Source organism: Pseudomonas sp. CC120222-01a (genome assembly GCF_003097235.1).
In the GTDB taxonomy this organism is placed as follows: domain Bacteria; phylum Pseudomonadota; class Gammaproteobacteria; order Pseudomonadales; family Pseudomonadaceae; genus Aquipseudomonas.
The window spans coordinates 1-14245 of the sequence record NZ_QEQQ01000047.1; the positions used below are offsets into that span (position 1 = coordinate 1).

Genomic DNA, 14245 nt, shown 5'->3' on the forward strand with positions numbered 1-14245 from the left:
GGCCCTGTTACAGAGTGATCAGGTTTATCAACGCAAACCGAACAACAACCCGGAGGCTGCTATGAGCCTCTGACCACCCGAGTAATGCCACCGGGGCGCCAAGCGCTCCAACCCCTGCTAGTGAACATTGACCCTAGGTAAGACCGTCGCAGATAGATGCCTCCGCTCCTACAGGCCTAATAGTGGCCTCAATGTAAACGGCACACTGCGAGCTCACCACGATGTTGGCCAGAAGCAAAAAGCTTCCTCGAACAGGCCTGATACATAGATGCAACCGGGTTCCTATGTTCAAAAGCAGCTAGACAGTGTGGGCGAGTCCATACATAGGAGCGGCCTTGTGTCGCGAAAGGGCCGCAACGCGGCCCCTCGATCTTCAGCTTCACAGCAGAAATTGCCGGGGCCGCAGTGCGGCCCTTTCGCGACACAAGGCCGCTCCTACAGGTACCGCGCCAGCTGCCGGGCAATCATTAGGCCGCCGCAACCACAGCCGGCTTAGTCTGTTGCTCGTCAGGGCCCACGTTGCACGCCTGGCTCAAGGTCAATGCCTTGGTCTCCGGCGCCCAGGCCCAGGACACCAACGCCCCGAACGCCAGGATCGCCGCGAGGATGCCCATGGTCGGGCTCAGCCCCAGCCCCGCCACGCTGAGCGGCAGCAGGAAGGTACTCACCGCCGAGCCCAACCGGCTAACCGCAGTTGCCAGGCCAATGCCACTGGCGCGCACCGGGGTCGGGAAGCTCTCGGCCGGAAACACCCCGACCAGGTTGCTCACCGCCGACAGCACCAGGGTAAACACCCCGAACACCAGCACCATCAGCCACGCCGCACTGCCCGGCAACACCGCCAACAATGCCAGCGCCACGGCCAGGACCACGAAGGAACCGATCAGGAACCCGCGTCGGGAGAACTTCACCGTGCACCAGATCCCGGTCAGCGCGCCGAGAATCAACAGCAGGTTGAGCATCAGCTCGGTGCCGAAGCCCTCGGCCAGCCCCATCTTCGCCAGGATTGTCGGCAAGAAGGTATAGATGGCGAAATACGGCATCACGATGCACACGAAGAACAGGCAGTTGAACGCCGTACGCTTGCGGTATTCGCGGCTGAACAGCGCCGCATAGCCCGAGCGCTGTTCGCCGGCAGGTTCCTCGTCCAGCACCACGTGTTCACCCAGGTGCTTGCGCACGATGGCCCGGGCCTCGTCCACCCGCCCGCGATTGACCAGCCAGCGCGGTGACTCCGGCGTACCGATGCGCGCCAGCAGGATCAGTCCGGCAGGGATCGCCGAAGAGGCCAGCATGTAGCGCCAGGCATCATCGCCCAGGCTGAGCATCGCCGTGCCGACGAAGGTCGCGGCAACGTAGCCGAACGTCCAGATCACGCTGAACGAACCCAGCAGCACGCCCCGGTGCCGGCGCGGTGCGAACTCGGCGAGCATGGCGTGGCCGACGCTGAAGTCGCCGCCAAGGCCGATGCCGATGATGATCCGGCAGGCCAGCAGCGCCGCCGCGCTCTCGACATAGAACTGCATTACCGAGGCCAAGGTGATCAGCACGAAGCTGATCAGGAAGATCTTCTGCCGGCCCAGGTGGTCCGACACCCAGCCGAAAAACAGGCTGCCGAGGAACAGGCCGATCAGCGCCGAGGCACCGATCAACCCTTGCCAGAAGGCGTCCAGCTGCATCTGTGGGCTCAACAGGGTGAAGGCGATGCCGATCAGGCCGAGGATATAGCCGTCGGTGAAGTGTGCGCCAAAGGTCAGGCCAGCGATCTTCAGGTGAAAGCGGCCGATGGGCAGGTCGTCGATCATGACGGGTTGCTTGGACATGTTCGTCTCCGGTTATTGTTCTTGAAGGAGAGAGGAAGTCAGGGTGCCGCCTGCCCGTTGGCCGGCGGCGGGAATGGCGGTCAGAGCCCGCCCATCAACAGGTATTTGATCTCCAGATAGTCTTCCAGGCCGTACTTCGAACCTTCACGGCCCAGGCCCGAGGCCTTGATACCGCCGAAAGGCGCGACTTCGGTGGAAATCACCCCCTCGTTGATGCCGACCATGCCCGCTTCCAGGCCTTCGGCCATGCGCCACACCCGGCCGATGTCACGGCTGTAGAAGTACGCCGAGAGGCCGTAGGGTGTGTCGTTGGCCAGGCGCAGCACTTCGGCCTCGTCGCTGAAACGGAAGCACGCGGCCACCGGGCCGAAGGTTTCGTCGCTGGCGATGAGCATGTCCGTGCTCGCCTCGGCCAGTACCGTCGGCTCGTAGAACGTGCCGCCCAGGGCATGGCGGCGGCCGCCACACACCAGCCGTGCGCCCTTCTCCAGCGCGTCACCGACATGGGCCTCGACCTTGGCCAGGGCAGCGGCATTGATCAGTGGCCCCTGTTCGGTATCACCCTTCAGCGCCGCCCCCACCCGCATGGCCTTGACTGCCTCGGCGAGCTTGGCAACGAACGCGTCGTAGACCCCATCCTGGATGAAGAAGCGATTCACGCACACGCAGGTCTGCCCGGTGTTGCGGAACTTCGAGGCCATGGCGCCCCTGACCGCGGCATCGAGGTCGGCATCGTCGAAGACGATGAACGGCGCGTTGCCGCCCAGCTCCAGCGAGACCTTCTTCAAGGTGTCCGCCGCCTGGCGCATTAGCAGCTTGCCGGTGCCAGTCGACCCGGTAAACGACAGCTTGCGCACCACCGGCGAAGCCTGCAGTGCACCACCAATGGCCACCGCATCACCCGAGACTATGTTGAACACCCCGGGCGGGATACCGGCCTGTTCGGCCAGTACCGCCAAGGCGAAGGCCGACAACGGTGTTTCCTCGGAAGGCTTGAGCACCAGGGTGCAACCCGCCGCCAGCGCCGGGCCGACCTTGCGGGTGACCATCGCCAGCGGGAAGTTCCATGGGGTGATTGCCGCGACCACGCCAATGGCTTCCTTGATCACCACGATCCGGGCATCGGCCTTGTGGCTGGGGATCACATCGCCGTAAGCGCGCTTGGCTTCTTCGGCAAACCACTCGAGGAAGCTCGCCGCGTAGGCGACTTCGCCCCTGGCCTCGGCCAGCGGCTTGCCCTGCTCGCGGCACAGCAGCGTCGCCAGTTCTTCCTGGTGCGCCAGCATCAGCTCGCCCCAGCGCTTCAGGTATTGGCTGCGAGCCTTGGCGGTGAGTGCCTTCCAGGCAGGCAAGGCAGCATCGGCGGCGGCGATCGCCCGCTGCGTTTCCTCGGCGCCCGCCTTTTGCACCTCGGCGATCCGCTCGCCGGTGGCAGGGTCGATCACCGGGTAACTTGGCCCACCACTCGACCATTGGCCATCGATGAAATGCCCGTAGCGCAGCAGCCCGCTCATGCCACCGCCTCGCTCAGGACAAAACGCTCCAGCCCCGGACGGGCGCTACGCAGGATGCGCTTGCCGGCGGTGTAGTCGTTGATCAGGTCGCACGGCGTGTAGTTGCGCTCCAGCTCGTGCAGCTCTTCGGCATCCAGGCGAGTCTCCAGGGCAGCCAGGGCGCTGTCGAACTGCGCGGTACTGTCGGCCCCTACCAGCATGCAGTCGACACCCGGATGGTTGAGCACCCAGGCCTGGGCCACCTGTGCGTTGGACATACCACGGGCACGGGCGACGCGCTGCACCGAATGGGCGATTTCGAACGACGCCTCGTCGCTGTACATCTGCTGGGTAAAGAAGTCGGTCTGGTTGCGGGTCGATTGCACATCACCGGTCAGCAGGCCCCGCGCCAGTGGGCTGAACACCGAAACACCCAGGCCCTGGTCACGGCAGAACGGGATCATCTCGCGTTCTTCCTCGCGGTAGGCGCAGTTCAGTTGCAGCTGCATGTTGATTGGCTTGACCCAGCCATTGCGCTCACAGCACATGAGGATTTTCGCCAGCTGCCCGGTGAGCATGGTCGAGACGCCGATATAGCGCGCCTTGCCGGCCTTGACGATGTCGTTCAAGGCGCCCATGACCTCTTCCACCGGGGTGCTGACGTCGAAGAAATGCAGCATGTACAGGTCGACATAGTCCATGCCCAGGCGGGTCAGCGAGGCATCGATGCTGTCGAGGATATGCTTGCGCGAATGGCCACTGGCATTGATGCCGGTGCGGGTGCCGTAGCCTACCTTGGTGGTGATCACCAGGTCTTCACGACGGGCCAGGCGCTTGACGATACGCCCGACCACTTCCTCGCCGACACCGGCGGAGTAGAAGTCGGCCAGGTCGATGAAGTTCACCCCATGTTCCAACGCGTGGGCGACGATAGGCTCACTCTGCTTTTCATCGAAGATCCACGGTTTCCAGTCCGGGGTGCCCATGTTCATGGTGCCCAGGCACAGGCGCGAGACTTCCAGGCCGGAGTTGCCCAAACGAATGTATTGCATGGCGGCGGCCTCAGGCTTTTGGGGTGTAGAACGGGTTGCTGATACGGCCCACCACATCGGCGAGCTGCGCGCGCTCCGGCTTGCCGCCGAGCGCGGCACGGATTGCCGTACGGCAGGCGTTGTAGTTGTTCAGGTAGACCGCATCGAGGTCATCGCAGGCCGGGTTGACCCAGTTGGCGGTGACGATCGCCCATTCATCTTCGGCCTCGGCCGGCAGCGTGCCGTCGAGCAGAGCCTCGGTGACCGCCTTGGCGATCCCTGCCTGGGACGCTCCCCAGGTGGCATTGCCATGCAGCTCGCCGACGATGGCCGCCTTGTTGACGTAGAGGGTCATGGGCTTGACGGGGATGTTCGGCTGGGCGATCACCATGAACGGGCAGTGGCCCTGGCTGGGCGACGCCAGGCTGTTGGCGAAGGCCTGACCGGCCGGGCCATTGCGCGGCCCGATGAGGATGTTGATGTGCGCAGCGTTGACGCCAGGGCCTTCGAACCCTTCGCCGATGTAGAGGTCGAGATCTTTCATGTGCAAACACTCTTGTTATTGAACGTGTCGTGTCTGCTTTTTTAGCACCGGCGCTGTGGCGGGCATTAACCACATAAAGTCACAGCGCCATGAGTTCAAGTCATACCCTAGCCCCGCACCACGGCCAGCATGCTCGCCGCATCGCTGACCTCGAACTTGCCGGGCGCTTCGACCGCAAGGTGCTTGACCACACCGTCGTCCACCAGCATGGCGTAGCGCTGCGAGCGCCGCCCCAAGCCACGGGCCGAGAGGTCCTGGATCAACCCCAGCGCCTCGCTGAACTCGCCGTTGCCATCGCCGATCATCTTCACCGCCTCGCCAACCTGCAGGCTGTTGCCCCAGGCGTTCATGACGAAGGCATCGTTCACCGAAACACAGAGAATTTCGTCAACGCCGGCCGCGAACAGCTCCTGTGCCGCAGCTACATAGCCGGGGACGTGACGCTCGGAACAGGTGGGCGTGAACGCGCCGGGCAAAGCGAAAATCACTACTTTTTTCTGCTTGCAGCGCTCACGCACCGAGAACGCATTCGGACCGATCGGGCAGGCGCCCTCGCCGTTGCTGTATTCGTACAGGGTAATGTCAGGCAGTTGCTCGCCGGGTTTGATCATCGCTGTCTCCTGGGTAAGTGGATGGCCGAGCTTGCCATGATGCAGCAATCCATCAGGCTGGCGGGAGATATCGATGTGTCTCGATGTTCCTGAGTTGAGATTTTCAGCGCCTGTGAGATCGAGCGCCGCCCGCGCGGCGCATCGCGGGCAAGCCCGCTCCCACATCTGTTTCGGGCCAGTCACTCCTGTGAAGCCAACAGGGACCGCCTTGTTGGCATGGCAGTGCCTCTCGGTGGGCGCTGATGCCACTCCACCTGCCTCCTGTCATGCACCAAGGCTGATCCTGTTGGCGGCACAGGAGACATTGGCCCGAAACAGATGTGGGAGCGGGCTTGCCCGCGATGCGCCGCGCGGGCGGCGCTCGATCTCACAGGCGCTGAACATCTTGCGCCAAGCCCCCGAAGCCGCAGACTTCTGTCACCCGCGCAGCTGATACCAGGTGGTCTTCAACTGCGAATACTTGTCAAACGAATGCAACGACAGGTCACGGCCAAACCCGGACTGCTTGCCACCCCCAAACGGCACCGTCACATCCAGCGCATCGACCGTGTTCACCGACACCGTACCGGCCTTGAGCGCACGCGCCACCCGGTGGGCACGGTTCAGGTCATCGCTCCACACCGACGCCGCCAGGCCGTAGATGCTGTCATTGGCCAGGCGAACAGCCTCTTCCTCGGTATCGAACGCACTGACCGCCAGCACCGGCCCGAACACCTCGTCCCGGGCCAGGCTCATGCGGTTGTCGACGCCAGCAAAGATGGTCGGTTCGATGAAGTTGTCCGAGGTACCGATGGTCAGGCGTTGCCCGCCACAGACCAGGCGTGCGCCCTCCTCCCGGGCCTGGCCGATGGCACGGGCAATGCGCGTGGCCTGCTCGGCGTCGACAATGGCGCCGGCACGGCTGGCCGGGTCCAGCGGGTTGCCTGGCTGCCACTGGCGGGCCTTGGCCTGCAGGCGCTCGATGAACTCGTCATGGATCGAGCGCTGCACATACAGCCGCGAATTGGCCGAGCACACCTCGCCCTGGTTGAAGAAGATGCCAAAAGCGGCCTTCTCGGCGGCCAGGTCCAGGTCCTGGCAGTCGGCGAACACCAGGTTCGGGCTCTTGCCGCCACACTCCAGCCACACCTGCTTGAGGTTGGACTGTGCCGAGTACTGCATGAAGTACTTGCCGACCTGGGTGGAGCCAGTGAACACCAGGCAATCGACGTCAGGGTGCAGGCCCAGCGCACGGCCCGCCGTTTCGCCAAGGCCCGGGACCACGTTGAGCACCCCTTCCGGCAAGCCGGCTTCCAGCGCCAGTTCGGCCAGGCGCAAGGCCGAGAACGGCGACTGCTCGGCGGGCTTGAGGACCACGCTGTTGCCTGCTGCCAGCGCTGGGGCGAGCTTCCAGGCGGCCATATCCAGCGGGAAGTTCCACGGCACAACCGCCGCGACCACGCCCAGCGCTTCGCGGGTGATGGTGGCCAAGGCATTGGCAGCGGTCGGTGCGACCTGATCGTAAAGCTTGTCGAGCGCCTCGCCATACCAGGCAAAGACGTGGGCCGAGCCCGGTACGTCGATGTTGTAGGCATCCATGACCGGCTTGCCCATGTTCAGCGAGTCCAGCAGCGCCAGTTCTTCACGGTGGGCCATGATCAGCTCGGCCAGGCGCAGCAGCACCTTCTTGCGCTCTACCGGCGCCATGCGGGGCCACGGCCCTTGCTCGAAGGCCTTGCGCGCAGTGCTGACGGCGAGGTCGACTTCGGCCTGGTCACAGGCAGCGACACGGGCGAGGACCTGATTGGTCGCCGGGTTGATGGCGTCGAACGTTGCACCGCTGGCGGCCCCGAGCTGGCGGCCACCGATCAAGGCCTTGTCTGGCAAGCTCAGGCCTGCCGCGCGCTGTTGCCAGTATCCGAGATCGTACATACACACTCCTGACGACCGTCCGTGCGGTCCGCTTGTTATGGGTCTGGGCAACATTCTTGGCGCAGCCACGGGCCGGGCGAAACCAGCTTTTTTCTGCCCCTTGCAGAGGAAAAAACTGCTCCCCCGAAAGGGTGATTCCGAGGCCTGCCCGAGTGTGGGAGCATTCGAGCCGCCCCACCTGAGCCACACCTCTGATCAGATTTCCTCACCAGTAGCGAGCCCGCTCGCCTGCTGCGGCTTCCTGCATCCCATTTCAGGAGTTAGCAAATGCATACAACAACAAATACAGCCCAACCCCAGCATCCTGCGTCGCCCGGCAACACCTCCGGCCGTTTCCGCAAATCCATGGGCATGACCGCGCTGGTGCTGTTCGGCCTTGCCTACATGGTCCCGCTCGCCGTCTTCACCACCTACGGGCTGGTCACCCAGATGACCAAGGGCCACCTGCCCATCGCCTACATCCTCACCCTCGCCGCCATGCTGCTGACCGCCTACAGCTACGGCCGCATGGTCCAGGCCCATCCCTACTCCGGCTCCGTCTACACCTATACGCGCAAGGCCTTCGGCAGCCACTTCGGCTTCATCGCCGGCTGGACCTTGCTGCTCGACTACATCTTCCTGCCGCTGCTCAGCTACCTGCTGATCGGCATCTACATGTCCGAGTACTTCCCGGCCATCCACGCCTGGGTGTGGGTGGCCGGGTCGATAGCCCTGGTGACCTTCCTCAACCTGATCGGCATCGAGTCGATCACCCGGGTCAACTGGGTCCTGGTGGTGGCACAACTGGTATTCATCGTGGTGTTCGTCGCGCTGTCGATACGCCATATGGACAGCCAGGCCGCACCGGTCTCGCTGCTGGCGCCGTTCCACCACGAAGGCTTCAGCGTGCCGCTGATCATGACCGGCGCGGCGGTGCTGTGCCTGTCGTTCCTCGGCTTCGATGCGGTGTCGACCATGGCCGAGGAAACCAGCAACCCGACCCGGCGCATTCCCCAGGCGATCATGGCGGTGTCGCTGATCGGTGGCCTGCTGTTCCTGGTGGTGTCGTACTGCGCACAGATGGTGTTCCCCGACTGGGCCAGCTTCGCCGACCCGGATTCGGCCTCGGTGGACGTGATGCGCCGGGTCGGCGGCGAAATGCTTGTGACAGCCTTCACCGCCACCTATGTGGCCGGCTGCTTCGCTTCGGCGATGGTGTCCCAGGCCAGCGTGTCGCGGGTGCTGTTCGCCATGGGCCGCGATGGCGCGCTGCCCCGGGTGTTTGGCCAGCTGGTGACGAAGAAACGCGTGCCAGCGACGGCGATCATGCTGGTCAGCCTGCTGTCGCTGGTGGCGCTGTTCATCACCCTGGACACCGTGGCCAACATGATCAGCTTCGGCGCCTTGTTCGCCTTCTCGGCGGTGAACCTGGCGGTGGTCAAGCACTACCTGGTGGACCAGCAGTTGCGAGGGATGCGCAACTGCCTGCTGTACGGTGCCATTCCGGCACTCGGCTTCCTCAGCACGATCTGGCTGTGGACCAGCCTGTCGAGCATGTCCTTCACCATTGGCCTGAGCTGGATGGGCATCGGCTTCCTCTGCCTGCTCGGGTTGACCAAAGCATTCCGGGTGAAATTGCCCGAGTTGCAGATGGCCGAATGATCGGCTAAGCCAGGGACGGCTGCATGCGCCACCTTAAACTGACCGATTAGTCAGTCTGAAATGCGCGATTTAGAGCGGTTATTTCACTTTTTACCGAGGAAAAACTGCGCTACCCTCGCCGCGCCAAAATAACAGCAAGGAGTGGGCATGAAGATCGAAATCCAACGCAACGAACAGGATGCAGGTTGCAAGGTCGTCATTGACGGGCACCCGGTGTCGTTCAGCAACCTGGCAGACGCCGAAGCCTACGTGGCGCGCCTGACCGAACGGCTGCAGGCCGCGCCCCAGGCATTCGCAGCGCCCTTGAGCGAGCCAGCCTGATTCGCCCACCCACAGCAATCCTGAATGGTATGATCCCGCATTAAACGTTTCAGTATGTTTCAATGTGCTTAAAAAGGGACCGTAATGTCTGTTCAGGAATTACCGCCGCTCGCCGCATCCAAGGGTGGCGTCGGCAAGATGGAAGCTGCCATGGCGCTGGGCAGCTTCGCCATCGGCACCGGCGAGTTCGCCATCATGGGCCTGATGCCCGATATCGCCAGCAACCTGCACTTGAGCGAGCCGCAAGTCGGCCATGCCATCAGCGCCTACGCGCTGGGCGTGGTGGTTGGCGCGCCGACCCTGGCCATCCTCGGTGCCAAGCTGCTGCGCAAGCACATGCTGCTGTTGCTGATGGCGCTGTACGCCATCGGTAACCTGGCCACCGCCTTTGCCCCGTCGTTCACCAGCATGGTCGCCTTCCGCTTCATCAGCGGCCTGCCCCATGGCGCCTACTTCGGCATCGCCGCGGTGGTGGCGTCGAGCATGGTGCCGAGCAACCAGCGTGCCGGCGCCGTGGCGCGAGTGATGATGGGCCTGACCCTGGCGATGCTGCTGGGCAACCCGGTGGCGACTTTCCTCGGCCAGTTCTTCGGCTGGCGTTCGGCGTTCATCCTGGTCGGTGCCATCGCCCTGTGCACCATTGCGCTGGTCTGGCGATACGTTCCGCAGCCCGTTGATGAACCGCGCAGCGACCCGCGCAAGGAGCTGCAAGCCTTTACCCTGCCCCAGGTGTGGATGGCGCTGGGCATCGCCGCGATCGGCTTTGCCGGCATGTTCTGCGTGTTCAGTTACCTGGCGCCGACCATGCTGCAAGTGACCCAGGTGGCACCGGAGTGGATCCCCTTCGGCCTGGCCGCGTTCGGCGCTGGCGGCATCATCGGCAACATTGCCGGTGGCAAGCTGTTCGACCGCCTGCAGTTCCGCGCCGTGGGCATCGTTCTGGTGTGGTCGGCGGCCGTGCTGCTGTTCTTCAGCTTCGCCGCCCATGCGCTGTGGTCGGTGCTGCTGGGGATCGGCCTGGTCGGCACCATGATCGCCCTGGCCGCGCCACTGCAGATCCGCCTGATGGACATCGCCCACGAAGCGCCAAGCCTGGCGGCCGCGTCCAACCATGCTGCGTTCAACCTGGCCAACGCCTTGGGGCCCTGGTTTGGCGGCATGGCCATCAGCGCCGGTATGGGCTGGACCAGTACTGGGTACATTGGTGCTGCGACAGCATTGGCGGGGTTGGTGATCTACCTGGTGGCACGGCGGATGAAGGGCGGGCACTGATCCCCATCGCGGTGCCTGGCTTGGGATTTTCAGCGCCTGTGAGATCGAGCGCCGCGCGGGCGGCGTTCGATCCCACAGGCGCCCAAAATGCCAAGGCGAACACCCCCAGCATCAAATCCCAATTTCCCCTACCCAACCCTGATCTCACGATTACCACTCATGTAGTACTCCAACCGCCCGCGCAGCCAGCGCTCGGCCGGGTCACTGTCCGTGGTACTCAACCAGACCATAGCCAACTCCAGCGGCACGGTGTCGAACGGCAGCGTCTCGGCCTGCAGGTTGCCCCAGCTGGCCATGGCCTCGGCGGCATAGTCCGGGCAGCAGGCGAGCAGCTCGGTGTCGGCCAAAATCGCCGGCAATGAACTGAACTGGGGCACCGACAACACCACATTGCGCGAGTGGCCGATCTCCTTCAGCCAGTCATCGACCACGCCCTGGGTATTGGCCGTTGGCGACACTTGCACGTGGGGGCGCTGGCAGAACTCCTCCAGGGTCAGCGGTTGCGCTGACCTGTCGGCCCTGAGCACTCGCGCTTGCATGGTACGTAATACTTTACGCTTGGCGTTGGCCGGCAGGCCGCGGGTCTGGCTGATGCCCACCGTCACATCCCCCGACGCCAGCAGGTCAGGGATACGCCAGTAGTCGACATGCTGTACGACCACCACCACATGCGGCGCTTCGGTGCGCAGCGCCCGCAGCAACGGCGGCAACAGCCCGGACTCGACGTCATCGGACAAGCCGATCCTGAAGGTCATCTTGCTGGTTGGCGGGTCGAAGTCATGGGTCAGGCTGAGCGCTGCGGACATCGCGTCCAGCGCCGGAGTGAGGTGCTTGATCACCTCAGCCGCCCGTGCAGACGGCTCCATGCGGTTGCCGACGCGGACCAGCAGCGGGTCGTTGAACATCGTGCGCAGCCTGGCCAGCGCTGCGCTGACCGTGGGTTGTGCGAGAAACAGCTTCTCGGCAGCGCGGGTGAGGTTGCGCTCTTGCATCAACGCCTCGAACACCACCATCAGGTTGATGTCCGCCTTGCGCAGTTCGTTTCGATTCATGCCCGCTCCTGTCAGTCGTCCAATGCCAACAGGATAGGCGCCCGCTCAATGCACCGCCCAGCCCCGGCTCATCGCCCGGTACTTGCGCGGCGGCATGGCGAAGAAGTTGTGAAAGCGCCGGTAGAAATACGAAAAGCTGGTAAACCCGCTGGCAATCGCCACCTCCGACATCGGCTTGTCGGTGTGCTGCAGCAGCTGCCGGGCATGCCCCAGGCGCAGCTCCAGGTAGAAGGTCAGCGGCGTCGACTGCACATGCTGGCGGAACGAGCGCTCCAGTTGGCGGCGCGACAGTTTCACATGGCGGGCGATTTCGTCGATGGCAATCGGCTCTTCGATATTGCTGCTCATCAGCTCGATGGCTTCGTTGAGGTTTTGCGGCAAGCCAACGCGAAACGGCGGCGCCACCCTGGGCAGCGCCGGGGCCGGCTTGTCGGCGGCGACGATCTGCTCGACGCCGTCGAGCAGGCTCTTGCCGTAACGCCCGGCCAGCAGTTCCAGCATCATTTCCAGCGCGCTGCTGGCACCGGCGCAGCTCAGGCGCCGGCGGTCCAGCACATGGCCGGCGCGGCTGATGCGCACGCCCGGGAACAGCTCGCTCATCATCGCCCGCCCCTCCACATGGCAGGCGCAGTCATGGTCTTCGAGCAGGCCCGCTTCGGCGATGAAGTAGGCGCCATTCCACAAGCCACCCAGCAGGCAGCCATGGCTGTCGGCCTCGCGCAGCTTGCCGCGCAGGCGCGGGTTGCGCTTGAGCGCCACGCGCAAACCGCCACAGACGAACAGAAAGTCCAGGCTGCGCACCTCAAGGTCGGCGAAGGTCTGGTCGACAGCGATGACAATGCCCGAATCGCTGCGCACCTGCGCGCTGTCACCGATCATCACGAACTCGAACAGCGGCTTGGCGCTGACCTGGTTGGCGGCAGCCAGGGTGTCCATGGCACTGGTCAGGGTCATCATCGAGAACTGCTCCAGCAGCACGAAGCCGACCCGGCGCAAGGCCGCACCAGTGGCGAGGCGCTGATCCGGCGCCAGGTGGGCGAAGTTCCGGCTTCTGAGAGGACTGACGACTGACTGGCTCATGGTTCTGCTCTGCATGGGGAGGTTAGTTACTGGCCTGCATCGCGGCAGCGCGCGCCGCCTGCAACCAGCCATCGAAGGCCTGGCGGTGGGCGGCGATCCATTCCTGGGTATGGCGCTGGATGTCGGCGTAGGATTTCTCGCCGTTCTGCATCTTCAGGTTCTGCGCGCTCTCGTCGGCCGCCGGAATCTGCATCAGCGACAGGAACTTCACGGCTGCCGGGTTCTTTTCGGCGAAGTCGCGATTGATCACCGCCTCGATCTTGTCCAGGGCGAAACCGAGGTTCTTGCCCTGGTACAGCGTATCGACGCTGTTGTCGCCGCCCGGCAGGTCGGTTTTCGGTACCTCCAGCCAGACCACGTCGCGCCCCTCGACAAGCACGCCGGCCACCCACTGCGGCATCCAGGTGTAATAGAACACCGGCTTGCCTTCCTTGAAGCGGGTGATGGTGTCGGCCATCAGCGCGAAGTACGAACCCTGGTTGACGTGGATACTTTTTTCCAGGTCGTAGGCCTTCATCTGGTGGGCGATCACCAGCTCGCAGCCCCAGCCCGGGTTGCAGCCGGTCATGTCGGCCTTGCCATCGCCATCGGTGTCGAACAGCTTGGCAATTTCCGGCTTCTTCAGGTCGGTGATGTACTTGATGTGGTACTGGTCGGCAGTCTTCTTGTCGATCAGATAGCCCTGCAACACGCCGGGCAGGATGTCGCCGACCTTGACCATGTTCTGGTCGCCGCCGGCCTTCTGGTAGAAGCTGGCGTGCAGCTTGTCCCACAGGTTGACGCTGAAATCGGCATCGCCGTAGCCGACCGCCAGGATCATCGTGGCGTATTCGGTTTCCTTCGGCTTCTGCACGTTGTAGCCCAGCTCGCGCAGGCCCTCGATGGCCACTTCGCCGCGGAAGCGTTCTTCATCCACGGTGGGGAATGCCGGGGTGATCTTCACCCCTTCACCCGGTTTGTCGGTCGAGGCGCTGGCGTGCAGGCAGGCCAGGCCCAGCGCTACGGCGCAGGCGGTTTGCAGGAAACGGCGGGGGAACTTGAACTCGGACATCGTCGCGTACCTTTTTCTGGTTGTTGTTTCGGGATGCGGCAGATGGAACGGGGTTAAGTCAGGCGGTCTTGCGCCGCCCTTGCGGTTGCGCCGCGCCGCACAGGCGCATTACCACGCCTACGGGCCCGGTGTGGTACCAGCGCAGGCTCGGGTCGGCGCTGGTGCGCGCGCCCATGGCCTGGGTCAGGCGGTCGAGGAAGATCGCCAGCAGCACCAGGCCGACGCCGCCAACGGTGGCCAGGCCCATGTCCAGGCGGCCGATGCCGCGCAGCACCATCTGGCCCAGGCCGCCCACCGAGATCATCGAGGCGATCACCACCATCGACAGCGACAGCATCAGGGTCTGGTTGAGGCCGGCCATGATGGTCGAGGTGGCCAGCGGCAGCTGCACGCGGGTCAGCATCTGCCGCGGGGT

12 protein-coding genes and 1 pseudogene are annotated in these 14245 nt (G+C 64.1%); 3 read left to right on the top strand and 10 right to left on the bottom strand.

The annotated features are described in order from the left end of the window. Positions 1 to 467 precede the first annotated feature (467 nt). The 6 genes from N430_RS28900 to N430_RS28935 form a co-directional block, all read right to left on the bottom strand. Complete coding sequence (locus tag N430_RS28900) at positions 468 to 1823, bottom strand: MFS transporter (RefSeq protein WP_110639996.1); 1356 nt, start codon at positions 1821 to 1823, stop codon at positions 468 to 470. A gap of 80 nt (positions 1824 to 1903) precedes the next feature. After that, a complete protein-coding gene (locus N430_RS28905) occupies positions 1904 to 3337 on the bottom strand; it encodes an NAD-dependent succinate-semialdehyde dehydrogenase (protein ID WP_110639995.1) in 1434 nt (477 codons plus the stop codon). After that, entirely contained in the window at positions 3334 to 4368 is a 1035-nt protein-coding gene (locus tag N430_RS28910; protein WP_110639994.1) for an aldo/keto reductase, read from the bottom strand. The genes N430_RS28905 and N430_RS28910 overlap by 4 nt, the downstream gene beginning before the upstream one ends. 10 nt (positions 4369 to 4378) lie before the next feature. Then, a complete protein-coding gene (gene fae, locus N430_RS28915) occupies positions 4379 to 4891 on the bottom strand; it encodes a formaldehyde-activating enzyme (protein ID WP_110639993.1) in 513 nt (170 codons plus the stop codon). Between the two features lie 107 nt (positions 4892 to 4998). Continuing rightward, positions 4999 to 5502 (bottom strand): peroxiredoxin, encoded by a 504-nt coding sequence (locus N430_RS28920; RefSeq protein ID WP_110639992.1) that lies wholly within the window; start codon positions 5500 to 5502, stop codon positions 4999 to 5001. Between the two features lie 417 nt (positions 5503 to 5919). Next, positions 5920 to 7413 (bottom strand): aldehyde dehydrogenase, encoded by a 1494-nt coding sequence (locus N430_RS28935; RefSeq protein ID WP_110639991.1) that lies wholly within the window; start codon positions 7411 to 7413, stop codon positions 5920 to 5922. Positions 7414 to 7680: 267 nt separating this feature from the next. Between N430_RS28935 and N430_RS28940 the strand changes: the two genes are divergently transcribed. The 3 genes from N430_RS28940 (at position 7681) to N430_RS28945 (ending at position 10647) form a co-directional block, all read left to right on the top strand. Then, on the top strand, positions 7681 to 9054 hold the full coding sequence (locus N430_RS28940) for an APC family permease (RefSeq protein WP_110639990.1): 1374 nt from the start codon (positions 7681 to 7683) through the stop codon (positions 9052 to 9054). 147 nt (positions 9055 to 9201) lie between these two features. Continuing rightward, positions 9202 to 9375: a hypothetical protein gene (locus N430_RS29565; RefSeq protein ID WP_158288810.1), complete on the top strand. Its 174-nt coding sequence runs from the start codon at positions 9202 to 9204 to the stop codon at positions 9373 to 9375. Between the two features lie 84 nt (positions 9376 to 9459). After that, positions 9460 to 10647 carry an MFS transporter gene (locus tag N430_RS28945; RefSeq protein ID WP_178083417.1) on the top strand — a complete coding sequence of 396 codons (1188 nt, stop codon included), beginning with the start codon at positions 9460 to 9462 and terminating at the stop codon, positions 10645 to 10647. 128 nt (positions 10648 to 10775) lie between these two features. Here the strand turns inward: N430_RS28945 and N430_RS28950 are convergent, their stop codons facing one another. The 4 genes and pseudogenes from N430_RS28950 to N430_RS28965 form a co-directional block, all read right to left on the bottom strand. After that, complete coding sequence (locus N430_RS28950) at positions 10776 to 11699, bottom strand: LysR substrate-binding domain-containing protein (RefSeq protein WP_110639988.1); 924 nt, start codon at positions 11697 to 11699, stop codon at positions 10776 to 10778. Between the two features lie 45 nt (positions 11700 to 11744). Further along, positions 11745 to 12779, bottom strand: a complete 1035-nt coding sequence (locus tag N430_RS28955) for a GlxA family transcriptional regulator (RefSeq protein ID WP_110639987.1) — start codon at positions 12777 to 12779, stop codon at positions 11745 to 11747. 22 nt (positions 12780 to 12801) lie between these two features. After that, positions 12802 to 13830, bottom strand: a complete 1029-nt coding sequence (gene proX, locus N430_RS28960) for a glycine betaine/L-proline ABC transporter substrate-binding protein ProX (protein WP_110639986.1) — start codon at positions 13828 to 13830, stop codon at positions 12802 to 12804. Between the two features lie 58 nt (positions 13831 to 13888). Beyond that, a pseudogene (locus tag N430_RS28965) lies at positions 13889 to 14245 on the bottom strand (glycine/betaine ABC transporter permease); the annotation flags it as partial.

Excerpts from the sequence above, each read along its gene's own strand:
- N430_RS28900 (WP_110639996.1), bottom strand. The coding sequence starts at position 1,823 with ATGTCCAAGCAACCCGTCATGATCGACGACCTGCCCATCGGCCGCTTT.
- N430_RS28905 (WP_110639995.1), bottom strand. The coding sequence starts at position 3,337 with ATGAGCGGGCTGCTGCGCTACGGGCATTTCATCGATGGCCAATGGTCG.
- N430_RS28910 (WP_110639994.1), bottom strand. The coding sequence starts at position 4,368 with ATGCAATACATTCGTTTGGGCAACTCCGGCCTGGAAGTCTCGCGCCTG.
- fae (WP_110639993.1), bottom strand. The coding sequence starts at position 4,891 with ATGAAAGATCTCGACCTCTACATCGGCGAAGGGTTCGAAGGCCCTGGC.
- N430_RS28920 (WP_110639992.1), bottom strand. The coding sequence starts at position 5,502 with ATGATCAAACCCGGCGAGCAACTGCCTGACATTACCCTGTACGAATAC.
- N430_RS28935 (WP_110639991.1), bottom strand. The coding sequence starts at position 7,413 with ATGTACGATCTCGGATACTGGCAACAGCGCGCGGCAGGCCTGAGCTTG.
- N430_RS28940 (WP_110639990.1), top strand. The coding sequence starts at position 7,681 with ATGCATACAACAACAAATACAGCCCAACCCCAGCATCCTGCGTCGCCC.
- N430_RS29565 (WP_158288810.1), top strand. The coding sequence starts at position 9,202 with ATGAAGATCGAAATCCAACGCAACGAACAGGATGCAGGTTGCAAGGTC.
- N430_RS28945 (WP_178083417.1), top strand. The coding sequence starts at position 9,460 with ATGTCTGTTCAGGAATTACCGCCGCTCGCCGCATCCAAGGGTGGCGTC.
- N430_RS28950 (WP_110639988.1), bottom strand. The coding sequence starts at position 11,699 with ATGAATCGAAACGAACTGCGCAAGGCGGACATCAACCTGATGGTGGTG.
- N430_RS28955 (WP_110639987.1), bottom strand. The coding sequence starts at position 12,779 with ATGAGCCAGTCAGTCGTCAGTCCTCTCAGAAGCCGGAACTTCGCCCAC.
- proX (WP_110639986.1), bottom strand. The coding sequence starts at position 13,830 with ATGTCCGAGTTCAAGTTCCCCCGCCGTTTCCTGCAAACCGCCTGCGCC.